Genomic DNA, 14,940 nt, shown 5'->3' on the forward strand with positions numbered 1-14,940 from the left:
CTCCGTCGTCGGGTTCAGAAGTTCTCTCGCGGGTTGAAAGCGGCTTTCTTCGCCAGTTCCTGCCACAGCGCCTTGACGTCATCGCCCGCGGCTTTCGGCATCACGGCCTTGAGCTGCACGAACAGATAACCGCGCTCGCCGGCCTTGTTCTTCAGACCGTGGCCCTTGGCGCGCATGCGCTGGCCGTTCTGGCTGCCGGCCGGCACCTTGAGGTTGATCTTGCCGGTCAGGGTCGGCACGGCCACTTCGGCGCCTAGCGCCAGTTCCCACGGCGCCAGCGGCAAGGTGATGATCAGGTTTTCGCCTTCGACGTCGAATTTCGGGTGCGGCGCAAAACGAATGGTCAGGTACAGATCGCCATTGGCCCCGCCGCCGACACCCGGTGCGCCCTGGCCCTTGAGGCGGATGCGCTCGCCGTCGGTCACGCCCGCCGGGATCTTCACGTTCAGGCTCTTGCTGGTGTTGCTGACGTGCTGGCCGTTGGCGTTGTGTTGCGGCACCTGGAAGGTGACCTTCTTCGACTCGTTCGCCAGGGTCTCTTCGAGGAAGATCGGCAGTTCCATTTCCACGTCTTGTCCTCGGCGCCCGGCGCTGCGGGATTGCCGGCCATTGCCGCCACCGAAACCGGGGCCGCGATTGCCGAAGATCGAACTGAAGAAGTCCGAGAAGTCACCGCCACCCTGGTCACCGCCAAAGCCGCCACGGCTCTGCCAGCCCGGTGGCCCCTGGAACGGCTGACCGTGCTGGCCGTAGCGGCGCAGGTCGTCGTATTCGGCGCGCTTGTCGGCGCTTTTCAGCGCTTCATAGGCTTCCGAGGCGTCCTTGAACTTGGCCTCGGCGTCCTTTTCCTTGCTGACATCGGGGTGGTATTTGCGCGCGAGCTTGCGATAGGCCGCCTTGATTGCCTTGTCGTCAGCCGTCGGCTCCACGCCGAGTATCTTGTAATAGTCTTTGAAGTCCATCGAAGGAGTCACCATCCGTTATCGATTTCGCGCCGCCGGCCGCCTGCGCCGATTCGCGCAGGCGGGGTTGACCGATCTCAAGGTTGTGACCGGGTGGCGCAGCAGAAGTTTATCGGCAGTGGACGGCGGTTCTTGCGACCGCCGGTATGTCTGCCGGCCCATGCCAGCAAGTTTGGGGCGATGCGCGGGGTTTCAAGGCAGTTTAGTGGCGAAATAGCAGATGACCGGCCTTCGAATCTGGCGCGCACTGACATACACTGCGCGGCCGTTTTTTTGACCGGAACCTGTAAGACATGAAAGACGCCTCTCCAGCCCGTGCCCTCGGTATCGACTTCGGCACGTCCAACTCCACTGTCGGCTGGCTGCGCCCCGGCGTGGAAACGATGATCGCGCTGGAAGACGACAAGATCACCCTGCCGTCGGTGGTCTTCTTCAATATCGAGGAGCGCCGCCCGGTCTACGGTCGCCTGGCGCTGCACGAATACCTGGAAGGCTACGAAGGCCGGCTGATGCGCTCGCTCAAGAGCCTGCTCGGCTCCAAGCTGATCAAGCACGACACTAGCGTTCTTGGCACCGCGATGCCGTTCAAGGACTTGCTCGGGCTGTTCATCGGCCAGCTCAAGAGCCGCGCCGAAGCCGCCGCGGGTCGTGAGTTCGAGCACGTGGTGCTGGGCCGTCCGGTGTTCTTCGTCGATGACGATCCGCTGGCCGACCAGGAAGCCGAAGACACCCTGGTGGACGTGGCGAAAAAGCTCGGTTTCAAGGACGTGTCGTTCCAGTACGAGCCGATTGCGGCGGCCTTCGACTACGAGTCGACCATCGAGAAAGAAGAGCTGGTGCTGATCGTCGACATCGGCGGGGGTACGTCCGACTTCTCCCTGGTGCGCCTGTCGCCCGAGCGTCGCGGTGTGGATAACCGTCACGACGACATCCTCGCCACCGGCGGCGTACACATCGGCGGAACCGACTTCGACAAACAACTGAGCCTGCAAGGCCTGATGCCGCTGTTCGGCTATGGCAGCCGGATGAAAAGCGGCGCATTCATGCCGACCAGCCACCACATGAACCTGGCGACCTGGCACACGATCAACTCGGTGTATTCGCAGAAATCCACCCTGGCCCTGGGCAGCATGCGCTACGACATCGAGGACACCGGCGGCATCGACCGTCTGTTCAAGCTGATCGAACAGCGCGCCGGTCACTGGCTGGCGATGGAAGTGGAAGAAACCAAGATCCAGCTGACTCACGCCGACAGCCGCCACGTGGCGCTGGACCGGATCGAGGCCGGGCTGAACGTGGAGCTGACTCGCAACCTGTTCGAATCGGCCATCGATCCACAACTGGAGCGGGTCCGCGCCAGCGTCACCCAGTTGTTGAGCGACGCCAGCGTAACGGTCGGTCAGGTCGACACGGTGTTCTTCACCGGCGGCTCCAGCGGCATCCCGGCGCTGCGCAACAGCGTCTCGGCGATGCTGCCGAATGCGCGGCATGTCGAAGGCAACATCTTCGGCAGCATTGGCAGCGGCCTCGCGATCGAGGCGATGAAGCGCTACGGCGCCGAAGCCTGACTGCGCATCAGCGCCGCCCCTTTCGCGAGCAAGCCCGCTCCCACAGGATCAAACAGGATCGTGTGGGAGCGGGCTTGCTCGTGAAGGTGTCAGCTCAGGCAACACCGATCCATTGGATCAGACCATCCCGCCCAGCTTCAGCTCACTCTTCAGATACGCGTAATAAATCGGCCCCGCCACCACCCCCGGCAGGCCGAACGCGGCCTCGAACACCAGCATCGCCAACAGCAGCTCCCACGACTTGGCACTGATCTGCCCGCCGACGATGCGCGCGTTGAGGAAGTATTCGAGCTTGTGGATAAAGATCAGGTAACCGAGCGCGGCAATCGCCACCCAGATCGACAGCGACAGGCCGACGATGGTGATCAGGGTGTTGGACATCAGGTTGCCGATCACCGGCAGCAGGCCGAGCAGGAACGTCAGGACGATCAGGGTCTTGGTCAGCGGCAGCTTGATGCCGAACATCGGCAGGATCAGCGCCAGGAAGATCCCGGTGAAAAAGGTGTTGAGCAGGGAAATCTTGATCTGCGCGAAAACGATGTTGCGAAACGCCTGCACCAGCAGGTGCAGACGGTCGAACAGCGCGGCGGCCAGCGGCTTGCGCTTGGTCACGTCAGGAATCCGCTGCAAGGCGATGATCGCGCCGAGCACCATGCCGATCAGCAGGGTCACGAACATGTGCGCCGCGTCCTTGCCCACCAGTTGCAGGTCGGCCAGGTGTTTGCTCAGCCAGTCGCCGATGGCGACCCGGAATTCGGCGGCGCTGGCCGGCAGATAGGCGTCGATGAACGGCGGCAACTGACCGCGCGCGCGGTCGACCACCCCCATGAACTTGTCGAGGGACGCCCCGGGGTTTTCCGCCTCGTGCAGCAGGAAACTGATGGCTCCGGCAAAGATCAGCGCCAGCACGCTCACCACCAGCGTGCCGAGCAACGCCACCGCCAGCCAGCGCGCGCGCCGGCCTTCGATCAGGCGTTGCAGTTGCGGGGTGAGCATGTTGACCAGCTCGAATACCAGCAACCCGGCCAGCAGGCTGGGCAGCAAACGCAGGGGAAGCACCAGCAACAAGCCGCCGAAAATGATGATGCAACTGACCCAGAACACAACATGACGCTCAGAAAACGTTGGCATACAGCCTCAAAACGAACGGCGTAAAAGGATTGGCAGTCTGCCAGCGATCCGGGGTGAGCACTAGGGATATGCGGTGCTTCGGATTTGAAGCCCGATTTGAGGCCCAGCCCTCACTCTCTCCCGAAGAGAGAGGGTTGGGGTGGGGGAGCGGCCACCACCCATTCCCGGCTTACTTCTTCAAGCAGGTACTCATGAACGTCTTGCGCGCATCGCCGGTCAGCGCCTTGGTTTTCGCGTCGGCATTACAGGTCTTCATTTTTTCCTGCTGCGGGGTCAGGGCCTTGGCGTCGTTCGCCGCAGGCGCCGCCTTGAGGCACGTACTCATGAAGGCTTTGCGCTCGTCGCCCTTGAGGCTCTTGGCCGTGGCGTCGGCGTTGCAGGTGGTCATCTTGTTCTGTTGCGCCGTGGCGGCGAAACCCTGGGAACACAGCAGCAGACCGATCATCAACAAAGGGACACGCAACATCTTCATGGAGTTTTCTCCTTGTTGCCGCATCGATGGATACGGCCTGCGCTGCAGTGTAGTCAAAGCTTGTTACACCTTCCTACCCTCCCAATGGCTACGCCGGTATTGTTCCGGCGTACAGCCGGCCTGACGGGCAAACATCGCGATGAATGCCGAGCCGCTGCTGTAACCCAGATCGAAGGCGATTTCCTGGACGCTGCGTGCACTCTCCAGCGCCTCGATCGCCGCCAGATAACGCAGACGCTGGCGCCATTCGCCGAAACTCATCCCCAACTCACGCACGAATTGCCGGGCCAGGGTGCGCTCGCTGACATGCACCTGCGCCGCCCAGTGCGCCAGCGGCAGGGTGTTGCCGGGATCCATCTGCAAGGCTTCGAGAATCGCCAGCAGACCGGGGCTGCTCGCGTAAGGCAAGTAGCATTCATGCACCGGCGCCTGGCGCAATTGATCGACCAGCACCTGGGCCAGACGCTGGTCGGCCTCGAGTTCGGGAATCTTCACGTCACGGGCGGCGAAGTCCTTGAGAATCGCCTTGAGGATGTCGCTGATCGCCAGGGTGCAGGCCTGCTTCGGCAGCTCGGCGCACACCAGCGGCGCCAGGCATACGGCGCGGTAGTTGACCGGTTGATGACTGTAGAAACTGTGCTCGACCTGCGGCGGCACCCACACCGCGTATTGCGGCGGCGACATGAAGCGGCTGCCGTCAACGTCCATGTGCAACACGCCGTGCGCCGCGTATTCCAGGGTGCCCCAGGGATGGCGGTGCGGAGCCGCGTATTCATGCGTGTTGAAGTCGGCATAGCGGAAATACACCGCCGACGGCAGTTCGCTGAAATCCAGCAGATCGATATGTTTGCTGTTCATGCTGTCCGGAATCAGGGGCGGGTTGTCTGGTTCGCAGTATAGAGCTGGAACCGGACAAGGGATAATTACCCTTCATCAACGTACTGGTTTCTCCCCCATGCAATACGCGTTTCCCCTGCTGGCGATTTTCATCTGGGCCGGCAACACCGTGATCAACAAACTCGCGGTCGGCGCGATCTTTCCCGCCGAGATCGGCTTCTACCGCTGGCTGCTGGCGGCGCTGTTGTTCACGCCGTTCATGCTGAAAAAAGTCATCGCCCACTGGCCGCAGATCCGCCCGAACCTGGGGCGGATTTTCGTGCTCGGCGTATTGGGGATGGCGGTCTATCAGAGCCTGGCCTACTTCGCCGCGACCCTGACCAGCGCCACCAACATGGGCATCATTCTGTCGCTGATGCCGCTGATGTCGCTGGCCATGGCAATCATCAGCCTCGGTCAGCGCCTGACCGCCGGGGCCTTGTTCGGCGCCGTGCTGTCGTTTGCCGGCGTGCTGGTGGTGGTGTCATCCGGCAGCCTCGGCGCGCTGCTGCAACACGGGGTCAACCTGGGGGACGCGATGATGCTGGTCGCCACCCTGGCCTATGCGATCTACAGCACCCTGTTGAAGAAGTGGCAGTTGCGCCTGCCGCCGCTGGTGTTGCTGTATTTGCAGGTGCTGGTGGCGGTGGTGGTGCTGTTTCCGCTGTTCGCCGTCTCGCCGAAAACCGGACTGACGCTGCACAACGTTCCGCTGGTGCTGTATGCCTGCCTGCTGGCCTCGATGCTCGCGCCACTGGCCTGGATGCAGGCCGTGACGCGGCTGGGACCGAGCCGCACGACGCTGTTTTTCAATCTGCTGCCGCTGATTACCGCGCTGATCGCGGCGGTGGTGTTGCATGAACAGTTGGCGCTGTATCACCTGGTGGGCGGGGTGCTGACGCTGGGTGGGGTGGTGCTTTCCGAGCGCTGGACGACTGAATTGGGGCGCAAGGTCAGCGTTGCCTGAGCTGGCCTCTTCGTGGGCAAGCCCACTCCCACAAAGGGCGATGGTGAACCTGTGGGAGCGGGCTGGCTCGCCAATGAAGCGACGCAGTCTCAAGCCTCACAGCCCGGCCACCTTCAACCGCGCCGCATGCTCGACAAACAGCCGCACCGGATCCGCCCCCTCGCCCACCAGTCCCAGCGACTGGTTGACGATGTCGAAGTGATCCATCGGGTAGTCATCGCCAATCACCGTGCCCAGGTGCGAGCTGTAGCGCCCGACCATGCCGTCGCACTGCCCTCGCTCACGGACGAAGGTTGCGGCGAACAACCGGCAACTGCGGTTGGTGCCGTCGAAGCGGTTGCCGCCACGATCGGTCTTGCCCGGCTGCAAGGTCCCCGACCATGAGTAATAGCGCACCCCGCCGACCTCTTCCGGCCCCTGCCCGCCCCAGGTTTCAGGCAGGCCCTGTGGATAACGCTGGTTGAACAGCGCCACGCCGGCCGTCGTCAGGGAGTGATGCGAAGCGTGGATGTCCACCGGCAGTTTCGGCCCGTGATAACCGGTTTCCAGCAGCGCCATCAGCCAGCCGACAAAACGCAGCAGCGCTTCGAGGATGCGCCCTCTGGCGCTGTCCGCCGGGTAATGGAGCGCCAGGTAATCCGCCAACTCCGAGCCATGATTGGGGCCGGCCACGGAGGTTACCGAGGCCACGAGATCCGGGCGTCTGGCGGCGGCATAACGGGCCGTCAATGAACCCTGACTGTGGCCGATCAGGTTGACCTTGCCGGCGCCGGTCTCGCGCAGGATCTCGTCGATCCGCGCCAGCAACTGCTCGCCGCGCACCTCGGTGGAATTGAGCGGCGACACCTGCACCGCAATCACCGTCGCCCCGCCCCGGCGCAACGCGGCAATGATCCCGTACCAGTACGGGTACAGCACCAGCCGGATAAACCCGAGCATGCCCGGCACCAGCACCAGTGGATAACGCGTAGCGGAACCTTGCGACATGGGCAGACTTCCTTGTGGTCAGTGAGTGGACGCAAGGCGTGCAACACGCCCGCCCAGCATCCGCGCTGAACATGACAACTCAATGAGCAGCCTACTTCAGCCCCACCACCCCCGCCACAATCAGCCCCACCGACAGCAGTTTCACCAGCGTCAGGCTCTCGCCCAGCAAGGCGAATCCGAGAAACACCGTGCCCAGCGAACCGATCGCGGTCCAGATCGGATAAGCGATGCTCACCGGCAGTTCGCGCATCGCCAGCGTCAGGAAATACACCCCGCCCACCGCGGCGACCACGGTGATCAGCGACGGCCACAGCCGGGTGAAGCCCTCGGCGTACTTCATGCCCATGGCGAAGGTGACTTCAAACCCGGCGGCGATAAAGAGAAACAGCCAGGCCACCTAAAACTCCCGGGCCAGGCCGAGCAAACGCTGCTCAGCCTCGGCCACCGACACCGCGAAGGTGCGTTCGGCGGACTCTTCGCCTTCGGCCGCGACCACCGTGACATCGTTGATGCCGATGAATCCCAGCGCCGTGCGCAGCCACGGATCGGCATGGTTGAGGGCTTCCAGTTCGCCGCCGGGACCAAAACCGAAACCGCCGCGACTGGTGACGATCAGCGCCTTCTTGCCCTGCAACAGCGGTGTGTACTGAGCCACGCCGTTGTCCAGGGTGTGGTCGAAAGTCAGGCCCAGACGCACGATCTGATCGACCCAGGCCTTGAGGCCGCTGGGCACGTTGAAGTTGTACATCGGCGTGGAAATCAGCAGCAGGTCGTGTTCGAACAACTCGTTGACCAGTTGATCGCTGAGCGCCAGATCCGCCTGCATCGACAGCGGTCGCGCCTCGGGTTCCGGATAGAACGCCGCCGCGACAAACGCCTCGTTGACCGCCGGAATCAACGCCCGCCCCACTTCACGGCGCGTCACCTGTGCCTGCGGATGGCGCGCCTGCCAGGCACTCAGAAACCCCTCGGCCAGACGCCGCGAATGAGAGCGCTCGCCCCGTGGGCTGGCGTGTATCACAAGAATTTTGCTCATCTGTACTTCCTCCGGACTAGAATCAAACTGCTTGTGCTTTGCAGCTTGCCGCTGACTGCCGTCGTGTCTCAAATGAGCAAAAATCAGTCTGGATGAATTGATTTCATCCATGGAGTGTCCATGTTCGCTTCGTTGCCGTTGACCGCCCTGCGCGCCTTTGAATCCGCCTCGCGGCTGCTCAGCTTCAAGGCCGCCGCCGAAGAACTGGCGGTGACGCCGACGGCGATTTCCCACCAGATTCGCGCGCTGGAAGACTGGCTCGGCGTAGCGCTGTTCGAACGCCTGCCGCGCAAGGTGCGTCTGACCGAAGGTGGCGAGCGGCTGTTTCGCAGCCTGCACGGCGCCTTGCTCGAAGTTTCGCAGAGCGTCGATACCCTGCGCCCGCAACGCAGCGGCAGCAGTCTGACGCTGTCGACCACCGCCGCGTTCGCCGCGCTGTGGCTGGTGCCGCGTCTCGGGCGGTTTTATGCGCGGCATCCGAACATCAACCTGCGCCTGGACACCCATTGCGAGGTGATCGATCTGCACCAGGACGCCAGCGTCGATCTGGTGCTGCGCTACAGCCTCGACGACTACCCGAACCTGTATGGCCTGTGCCTGTTCGACGAATCGTTCGGGGTGTATGGCTCGCCGGAGCAAGTGGCGCTGGCCGCGCGGCGCACGCCGACACTGATCAGCGTGCGCTGGCACAACTCGAAGCTGTACGCCCATGGCTGGGAAGCGTGGTGCGGCAAGTCCGGGGAAAACTGGCTGAACCAGCACCCGGCGATTCGCGAGTACGACGAGGAGCATTACGCGCTGCAAGCGGCCATCGCCGGCCAGGGCCTGGTGCTGGCGAGCAACATTCTGGTGTCGGAGAGCGTCGCCAGCGGTTTGCTGCAGCCTCACAAGCCGCAGGTGCAAGTCGATGGCGCCGGGTACAGCGCGCTGTGCGTGCCGGGGCGGGAGCGGCATCCGCCGGTGCGGGCGTTTTTTGCCTGGTTGCGCGAGGAAGCGCAGTTGTCCGGGCTCACGCCCAGATCGCAAGAAATCCCATAAAACTTTTTGCTGCGCTCAAGACTCACACAGAAAGAGGCGATCACCTCGACAGAACGTGACGCCCTTCGGATTAGCCTCCAGGAGATCGAAATGAGCGACATGCATTTATCTGATGTACAAACCCTGCGCGAGCGTGCCCGCCAGCATGTGGAAAACGGCGCGGTGACCGAAACCTACAGCGCCGACCGCGAAGAAGTGCTGCGCTTGCTCAACGAGTCGCTGGCCACCGAACTGGTCTGCGTCCTGCGCTACAAGCGCCACTACTTCATGGCCAACGGGCTGAAAGCCAACGTGGCCGCCGACGAGTTTCTCGAACACGCCACCCAGGAAGCCGATCACGCCGACCGCCTCGCCGAGCGCATCGTGCAACTGGGCGGCGAACCGGAGTTCAACCCCGACCAGCTGTCGAAGATGTCCCATGCCCAGTACGTGGCCGGGAACACCTTGAAGGAAATGGTCTACGAAGACCTGGTGGCCGAGCGGATCGCCATCGACAGCTACCGCGAAATCATTCAGTACATCGGTGAAAAAGACCCGACCACCCGGCGCATCTTCGAAGACATCCTGGCCCAGGAAGAAGAGCATGCCGATGACATGGCCGACATCCTGAAAGACCTGTAAATCCGCTTTGCGAGCAAGCCCGCTTCCCCAGGATCTCTGCTATTCACCGAGAGCCTGGGAAGCGGGCTTGCTCGCGAAAGGGCCCGGCACAACCGCCGACTATTTGGTCGGTTTCACCGTCACCGGCGCCTTGCCCGCCTTCATCTGCTCCAGCAACGGCGCACACTGATTGGGCTCGCCACCGCTCGGCGCCACCAGCGCCAGCAGTCCCGCCGCCGGTGCCGCGATCACCCCCAGCGCCACCATTCCCGCGCCGCGCAGCATCAGCGGCACCGCCTTGACCCCGGCATCCGGCTTGATGAACTTGCCGCGCACATACAGCGGCGAACGCAGGGAAATCAGACGCCAGCCTTTCGACTCCGGCGTGATCGTCAGGTCCAGTTGCTCCGTCGCCATGTTCGCCGTGCCGTCGATGTAGATGATCGCGTTCTCGGTATCGAACACGAACAACCGGGTGGTCGCCAGGCCCGTCTTGATATCGAAGTCCGCCGCCGCGCAGTTGATCTTCACTTCCTTGTCGCCAAAGATCTTGCCGACCACGTAGTTACCGACATTCAGCCCGGCCAGTTCCATCAGCTCGCGACTGATCGCGCCGTCGTTGATCAGCATTTTCAACTTGCCGTTGGCGCCGCCCAGCAGCTTCGCCACCGAGTTGCCGCGACCGCTGATATCGGCGTCGCCATTGAGCTCGCCGAAGCTGGTTTTCATCGGCTCGAAGGTCGGGAACAGCTCCTTGAGTTTGAACTTGCGCGCCGTCAGTTTCGCCCGGCCTTCCAGCGGTTCGGTGCGGCCATTGAGGCGAATCTGCGCATCGAGGTTGCCACCAGCCACGCCGAAGCGCAGCGGTTCGAGACTGAGTTCGCCGTCGTTGAGTTTCAGGTGGGTATAGAGGTCGGTGAACGGCAGCTTCTCGCTGTGGACGATACGTTTGCCGGTGAATTCGACGTCGGCGTCCATGGTCCGCCAGCGGTCGGTCTTGAATTCCTCGACCGGCAGCACCTTGTCCGTCGGTTGCTTGCTGTCGCCGCCACGGGCCTTTTGCTTTTCATTGGAATCGGCACCGATCAGCGGCGCGAGGTCAGCGAACAACAGTTGATTGGACAGCAACGCGCCGCTGAGCTTGGGCCGTGGCTGACTGGCGACGAAGGCCAGGTCGCCGTGGATGTCGCTGTTGCCGATCTTGCCGTTGAACTGTTCGTAGCGGAACTGCGCGCCGCCCGGCTCATGCAGCTTGGCGATCAGATGGCCGTCGGTGGAATAAGGTGGCGTATCCGGTAGCGTCACGCCGGTCAGCGGATACAGGTTGCCGAGGCTGGCGCCGGCCAGTTTCAGGCGCAGATCGAGGGCACCGAGATTGCGCGGGTCGGTCAGGGTGCCGGCGAGTTCGACGCTGGTATCGCCGATCTTCGCCTGGGCCTGCAACGGGAATGGCTTGCTCGCATCCTGCAAGGCCAGCAACCCGCCGATCTTGCCCTGGCCGGCGAGTTTCTGGCCGTGGTACTGGCCGCCGACTTTCAGGCCAAAGGCGTAATCCTGCGGCGCACCGCCCTTGTCCTGCGCGGTTTTCGCCGCTTTGTCGCCAACGATTTCGCTGAACGGAATCGGCTTGCCCAGTGGATCGATCAGCACATCCAGGTTGGTCTTCAGGGTCTGGTCGTCCAGCGTGACATGGCCCTTGTCGAAGCCGATCGCGCCGATGTCCACCACCCAGTTCGAAGGTTCGGCATTCGGGTCCTTGGGATCGAACTTGAACGTCCAGTTGGCGCGACCGTCGGCCAGCCGTTGCAGTTGCGCATTGGGCTCGGTCAGGTCGATACGCGGGATCACCACCCGCTGCGCCAGCAACGCCAACGGAGAAATGCGCAGCTCGACGCGCTTGAGGGTGACCATCTGCGGTTGCTTCGACCAGTCCGGGTTGCCCAGGCTCAGATCCTCCGCCACCACATGCGGCCACGGCACCCAGGCCCGCCAGCCGCCTTCGTCCGGCTCGCGCTGCCAGATCACCGCCAGGTTGCCGTTGATGGCAAACGCCCGGTGCAGTTCTTCCGAGACTTTGGCATTGAGCGGCGGTTTGATCCGGTTCCAGTCGAAGAACACGATGATCAACACCAGCACCGCGAGAAGCAGCACCAGGGTGGCGAAGGTCCAGCCAAGAATTTTACGCGTGCGCGTCATTGCACAAAGCTCCTGAAGACGACTGCGTGCCGACATCGCAACGCAGCTGAAACGGCGGGCCGCTTGTGGCCCTCATGAAGTCTACGACTGACAAACGGCTCGCAGGTTTAATCGAAAGACCGGTCGGGACGGAAAAAACCGCTGCGATTCTGACTGATCGGTCGAAGCAGCGTTACCGGCCCCGCACTTTTGTGCGGCACAAGTGGGTGGAAAATACCCACTCCGGTGCAAAACCGCTCGCCTGAAAGGCCCGTTCTAGAGCCTCTCCGCAGAACAATCAATTCTGTTGATTATTACCATTGTGTTTATGAACTTTTATATCGACTTATCGAGAGTAGCATTGCTCTCGTACCCACTTTATCGCCCTCCCAAGGAGCAACTCATCATGAAACGCCAAGTCCTGTTCAGTCTTGCCCTGTCGATGCTAGCCAGCACCGCTTTTGCCCTGCCCGCTGCCGACCAGGCGACCCCTCAAGTCAAAACCAGCCACTCGGTGTTCAGCCAGACCGTTGCTGCCGATGGCTCCGACCGCACTCCACAGGGCCAGACCCTGGCTGAAAACGGCCGTAACCGCCTCGAAGAAAAAGGCCTGGTACAAGATGGCTACGATAAAACCCCACAAGGTCAATTCGTAGCAGAAGGCGGCCGTGATCGCCTGGAAGAGAAAGGCCTGGTTCAAGACGGTTCCGATCGCACTCCACAGGGCCAGACTCTTGCCGCTGACGGTTCCGACCGTACTCCACAAGGCCAGACCCTTGCCGCTGACGGTTCCGACCGCACCCCACAAGGCCAGACCCTTGCTGCTGACGGTTCCGACCGCACCCCACAAGGCCAGACCCTTGCTGCTGACGGTTCCGACCGCACTCCACAAGGCCAGACCCTCGCCGAAGGTGGTGGTGACCGCGTGATCGAACGCAACAGCGCTTTGAGCTAAGCCCATGAAGGCCTCGAAAAAAAGCCCAATCCACGGATTGGGCTTTTGACTTTTCGACGCTTGCAGATAGAAGTTGACACTCCCTCCGTGAATGCCCCCCGCTGCCGTTCGACGCCGGTAAAGCCGATTTGCTAGAGTGCGGCGCTTGTCTTGTCCAGAACACGCCTTGCGATGCTGCCCCGCGCCGAACAGAAACAACAGACCCGTAACGCCCTGATGGACGCTGCCCGCCATCTGATGGAGAGCGGCCGAGGATTCGGCAGCCTGAGCCTGCGCGAAGTGACCAAGACCGCCGGCATCGTGCCCACCGGTTTCTACCGCCATTTCGCCGACATGGACGAACTGGGCCTGGTGCTGGTCAGCGAAGTCGGCCAGACCTTCCGCGAAACCATTCGCCTGGTGCGCCACAACGAATTCGTCATGGGCGGCATCATCGATGCCTCGGTGCGGATCTTTCTCGACGTGGTCAGCGCCAACCGGTCGCAATTCCTGTTTCTCGCCCGCGAGCAGTACGGCGGCTCGCTGCCGGTGCGTCAGGCGATCGGCCGCCTGCGGGAGAACATCAGCGCCGACCTGGCGGCGGACCTGGCCTTGATGCCCAAACTCCAGCACCTGAGTCGCGAAGGCCTGGGCGTGATCGCCGACCTGATCGTCAAATCGGTGTTCGCCACCCTGCCGGACATCATCGACCCGCCCGCCGAAGCCTTGCCCGACCACCTGACGCCCCAGGCGAAGATCACGCAGCAATTGCGCTTCATCTTCATCGGCCTCAAGCACTGGCAGGGGCTGGGCAGTACCGAGTAATTCCCCTCCCCAATGGGTCACGACCCTCAGCCTTGATTTGGTGCGTGTAAAAATCTTCATGCACCAAAACACCGCAAAACTCCGCAACTCTTGAAACATCCGCTACGCTCCGACAGGGTTTTCCTACGCCTTGGCCGATTGGCAAGCCCCTTGCTCTAGCCTGAGCATCGACCATTTGCTGGAAGCATTCCGATGTTGGTGATTCATCGCAGAATCGAGCCTCAGCCCCTCTGGGCCGCCGAGTTGCACCTGACCTTCGAAGCACGCAGCAAAAGCCGCTTGCGCTGTTTCAGTGCCGAAGGCGAAGACGTCGGGTTGTTTCTGGAGCGCGGCCAGCCGCCGCTCCACGACGGCGAATGTCTCCAGGCCGAAGACGGCCGGATCGTCCGGGTCTGCGCCCGTCCCGAACAACTGCTGCACGTCACCTGCGCCAACGCCTTCGAACTGACCCGCGCCGCTTATCACCTGGGCAACCGCCACGTCGCCCTGCAAGTCGGCGACGGCTGGCTGCGCTTGCTCGATGACTACGTGCTCAAGGCGATGCTCGAACAGCTCGGCGCACAGGTCGAAGCCATCGAAGCGCCGTTCCAGCCGGAACACGGTGCCTACGGCGGCGGCCATCACCATTCGCGGCATGGCGACGAGGATTTCAACTACGCGCCGAAACTCCATCAGTTCGGCGTCCGCCTGTGAATCCGGCCTGGGCGCTGCTGCGCCTGGCCAGCCCGCAACTGCCGATCGGCGGCTACAGCTATTCCCAGGGTCTGGAAATGGCGGTGGATAACGGCCAGGTCCACAACCCGGACAGCGCCCGTCGCTGGATCAGCGATCAATTGCTGTTGAACCTCGCGCGCTTCGAAGCGCCGCTGTTGCTCGCCCATTGCCAGGCGGCGGCCGAGGAAAACTGGAGCGAACTGCGGCAACGCTGCGAAGCCCACCGCGCCAGCCGCGAAACCCGTGAGTTGCATCTGGAGAGCCGGCAAATGGGCTACTCGCTGCAACAACTGCTCAACGGCCTGCCGGAACTCGACGCGCCCGCCCGTACCTTTCTCGAACTCATCGACGAGCCGCACCTGGCCCTCGGCTGGGCGCTGGCCGCCCGCGCCTGGCGCATCAGCCCGCAGGACGCCCTCGCCGCGTGGCTGTGGAGCTGGCTGGAAAATCAGCTCGCCGTGCTGATGAAAACCCTGCCGCTGGGCCAGCAGGCCGCCCAGCGCCTGACCAGCGAACTGCTGCCGTTGCTGCAACAGGCCCAGCAGGACGCGTCCCGCATCAACCCCGAACACATCGGCAGCGCCGCTTTCGGCCTGTCTCTGGCGTGCATGGCACATGAGCGCCAGTACAGCCGCCTGTTCCGTTCCTAGGAGAG

At 62.7% G+C, this 14,940-nt stretch carries 16 protein-coding genes; 8 read left to right on the forward strand and 8 right to left on the reverse strand.

All coding sequences use genetic code 11. The features are described 5' to 3' along the window. Positions 1 to 14: 14 nt before the first annotated feature. The gene (locus tag KVQ74_RS18925; protein ID WP_217832689.1) at positions 15 to 962 is read right to left on the reverse strand and encodes a DnaJ C-terminal domain-containing protein; all 948 of its coding nucleotides are present in this window, start codon (positions 960 to 962) and stop codon (positions 15 to 17) included. A gap of 293 nt (positions 963 to 1,255) precedes the next feature. On the opposite strand from KVQ74_RS18925, the gene KVQ74_RS18930 reads away from it, so the two are divergent. Beyond that, positions 1,256 to 2,530, forward strand: coding sequence for an Hsp70 family protein (locus KVQ74_RS18930; RefSeq protein WP_217832690.1), 1,275 nt, complete (start codon positions 1,256 to 1,258; stop codon positions 2,528 to 2,530). Between the two features lie 117 nt (positions 2,531 to 2,647). Here the strand turns inward: KVQ74_RS18930 and KVQ74_RS18935 are convergent, their stop codons facing one another. From KVQ74_RS18935 to KVQ74_RS18945, 3 genes are all read right to left on the reverse strand, one after another. Continuing rightward, positions 2,648 to 3,661, reverse strand: a complete 1,014-nt coding sequence (locus KVQ74_RS18935) for an AI-2E family transporter (protein ID WP_217832691.1) — start codon at positions 3,659 to 3,661, stop codon at positions 2,648 to 2,650. A 169-nt stretch (positions 3,662 to 3,830) separates the two neighbouring features. Continuing rightward, the gene (locus tag KVQ74_RS18940; protein ID WP_217832692.1) at positions 3,831 to 4,133 is read right to left on the reverse strand and encodes a PsiF family protein; all 303 of its coding nucleotides are present in this window, start codon (positions 4,131 to 4,133) and stop codon (positions 3,831 to 3,833) included. Between the two features lie 63 nt (positions 4,134 to 4,196). Next, positions 4,197 to 4,991, reverse strand: coding sequence for an AraC family transcriptional regulator (locus tag KVQ74_RS18945; RefSeq protein WP_217832693.1), 795 nt, complete (start codon positions 4,989 to 4,991; stop codon positions 4,197 to 4,199). 97 nt (positions 4,992 to 5,088) lie between these two features. Here KVQ74_RS18945 and KVQ74_RS18950 point away from each other — a divergent pair, with 97 nt between their 5' ends. Further along, the gene (locus tag KVQ74_RS18950; RefSeq protein ID WP_217832694.1) at positions 5,089 to 5,976 is read left to right on the forward strand and encodes a DMT family transporter; all 888 of its coding nucleotides are present in this window, start codon (positions 5,089 to 5,091) and stop codon (positions 5,974 to 5,976) included. A gap of 96 nt (positions 5,977 to 6,072) precedes the next feature. Here KVQ74_RS18950 and KVQ74_RS18955 read toward each other — a convergent pair whose 3' ends face one another. From KVQ74_RS18955 to KVQ74_RS18965, 3 genes are all read right to left on the reverse strand, one after another. Further along, on the reverse strand, positions 6,073 to 6,963 hold the full coding sequence (locus tag KVQ74_RS18955) for an esterase/lipase family protein (protein WP_217832695.1): 891 nt from the start codon (positions 6,961 to 6,963) through the stop codon (positions 6,073 to 6,075). A gap of 91 nt (positions 6,964 to 7,054) precedes the next feature. Further along, positions 7,055 to 7,360, reverse strand: a complete 306-nt coding sequence (locus tag KVQ74_RS18960) for a DMT family transporter (RefSeq protein WP_217832696.1) — start codon at positions 7,358 to 7,360, stop codon at positions 7,055 to 7,057. Then, the gene (locus tag KVQ74_RS18965) at positions 7,361 to 7,999 is read right to left on the reverse strand and encodes an FMN-dependent NADH-azoreductase (protein ID WP_217832697.1); all 639 of its coding nucleotides are present in this window, start codon (positions 7,997 to 7,999) and stop codon (positions 7,361 to 7,363) included. Between the two features lie 120 nt (positions 8,000 to 8,119). Here KVQ74_RS18965 and KVQ74_RS18970 point away from each other — a divergent pair, with 120 nt between their 5' ends. Both KVQ74_RS18970 and KVQ74_RS18975 read left to right on the forward strand, forming a co-directional pair. Further along, the gene (locus KVQ74_RS18970) at positions 8,120 to 9,037 is read left to right on the forward strand and encodes a LysR substrate-binding domain-containing protein (protein WP_217832698.1); all 918 of its coding nucleotides are present in this window, start codon (positions 8,120 to 8,122) and stop codon (positions 9,035 to 9,037) included. A 90-nt stretch (positions 9,038 to 9,127) separates the two neighbouring features. Continuing rightward, a complete protein-coding gene (locus tag KVQ74_RS18975; RefSeq protein ID WP_217832699.1) occupies positions 9,128 to 9,658 on the forward strand; it encodes a ferritin-like domain-containing protein in 531 nt (176 codons plus the stop codon). Between the two features lie 99 nt (positions 9,659 to 9,757). Here KVQ74_RS18975 and KVQ74_RS18980 read toward each other — a convergent pair whose 3' ends face one another. Continuing rightward, a complete protein-coding gene (locus tag KVQ74_RS18980; protein WP_217832700.1) occupies positions 9,758 to 11,833 on the reverse strand; it encodes an AsmA family protein in 2,076 nt (691 codons plus the stop codon). A gap of 385 nt (positions 11,834 to 12,218) precedes the next feature. On the opposite strand from KVQ74_RS18980, the gene KVQ74_RS18985 reads away from it, so the two are divergent. From KVQ74_RS18985 to KVQ74_RS19000, 4 genes are all read left to right on the forward strand, one after another. After that, positions 12,219 to 12,767, forward strand: a complete 549-nt coding sequence (locus tag KVQ74_RS18985) for a hypothetical protein (RefSeq protein WP_217832701.1) — start codon at positions 12,219 to 12,221, stop codon at positions 12,765 to 12,767. Positions 12,768 to 12,938: 171 nt separating this feature from the next. Continuing rightward, positions 12,939 to 13,571: a TetR family transcriptional regulator gene (locus KVQ74_RS18990; protein WP_217832760.1), complete on the forward strand. Its 633-nt coding sequence runs from the start codon at positions 12,939 to 12,941 to the stop codon at positions 13,569 to 13,571. 192 nt (positions 13,572 to 13,763) lie between these two features. After that, positions 13,764 to 14,264 carry an urease accessory protein UreE gene (gene ureE, locus KVQ74_RS18995; protein WP_217832702.1) on the forward strand — a complete coding sequence of 167 codons (501 nt, stop codon included), beginning with the start codon at positions 13,764 to 13,766 and terminating at the stop codon, positions 14,262 to 14,264. Further along, complete coding sequence (locus KVQ74_RS19000; RefSeq protein WP_217832703.1) at positions 14,261 to 14,935, forward strand: urease accessory protein UreF; 675 nt, start codon at positions 14,261 to 14,263, stop codon at positions 14,933 to 14,935. Before ureE ends, KVQ74_RS19000 begins: the two co-directional genes overlap by 4 nt. The last annotated feature ends 5 nt before the right edge of the window (positions 14,936 to 14,940 follow it).

Source organism: Pseudomonas botevensis (assembly GCF_019145475.1).
GTDB classification, from domain to species: domain Bacteria; phylum Pseudomonadota; class Gammaproteobacteria; order Pseudomonadales; family Pseudomonadaceae; genus Aquipseudomonas; species Aquipseudomonas botevensis.

Coding starts and splice junctions, on each gene's coding strand:
- KVQ74_RS18925 (WP_217832689.1), bottom strand. CDS start 962: ATGGACTTCAAAGACTATTACAAGATACTCGGCGTGGAGCCGACGGCT.
- KVQ74_RS18930 (WP_217832690.1), top strand. CDS start 1,256: ATGAAAGACGCCTCTCCAGCCCGTGCCCTCGGTATCGACTTCGGCACG.
- KVQ74_RS18935 (WP_217832691.1), bottom strand. CDS start 3,661: ATGCCAACGTTTTCTGAGCGTCATGTTGTGTTCTGGGTCAGTTGCATC.
- KVQ74_RS18940 (WP_217832692.1), bottom strand. CDS start 4,133: ATGAAGATGTTGCGTGTCCCTTTGTTGATGATCGGTCTGCTGCTGTGT.
- KVQ74_RS18945 (WP_217832693.1), bottom strand. CDS start 4,991: ATGAACAGCAAACATATCGATCTGCTGGATTTCAGCGAACTGCCGTCG.
- KVQ74_RS18950 (WP_217832694.1), top strand. CDS start 5,089: ATGCAATACGCGTTTCCCCTGCTGGCGATTTTCATCTGGGCCGGCAAC.
- KVQ74_RS18955 (WP_217832695.1), bottom strand. CDS start 6,963: ATGTCGCAAGGTTCCGCTACGCGTTATCCACTGGTGCTGGTGCCGGGC.
- KVQ74_RS18965 (WP_217832697.1), bottom strand. CDS start 7,999: ATGAGCAAAATTCTTGTGATACACGCCAGCCCACGGGGCGAGCGCTCT.
- KVQ74_RS18970 (WP_217832698.1), top strand. CDS start 8,120: ATGTTCGCTTCGTTGCCGTTGACCGCCCTGCGCGCCTTTGAATCCGCC.
- KVQ74_RS18975 (WP_217832699.1), top strand. CDS start 9,128: ATGAGCGACATGCATTTATCTGATGTACAAACCCTGCGCGAGCGTGCC.
- KVQ74_RS18980 (WP_217832700.1), bottom strand. CDS start 11,833: ATGACGCGCACGCGTAAAATTCTTGGCTGGACCTTCGCCACCCTGGTG.
- KVQ74_RS18985 (WP_217832701.1), top strand. CDS start 12,219: ATGAAACGCCAAGTCCTGTTCAGTCTTGCCCTGTCGATGCTAGCCAGC.
- KVQ74_RS18990 (WP_217832760.1), top strand. CDS start 12,939: ATGCTGCCCCGCGCCGAACAGAAACAACAGACCCGTAACGCCCTGATG.
- ureE (WP_217832702.1), top strand. CDS start 13,764: ATGTTGGTGATTCATCGCAGAATCGAGCCTCAGCCCCTCTGGGCCGCC.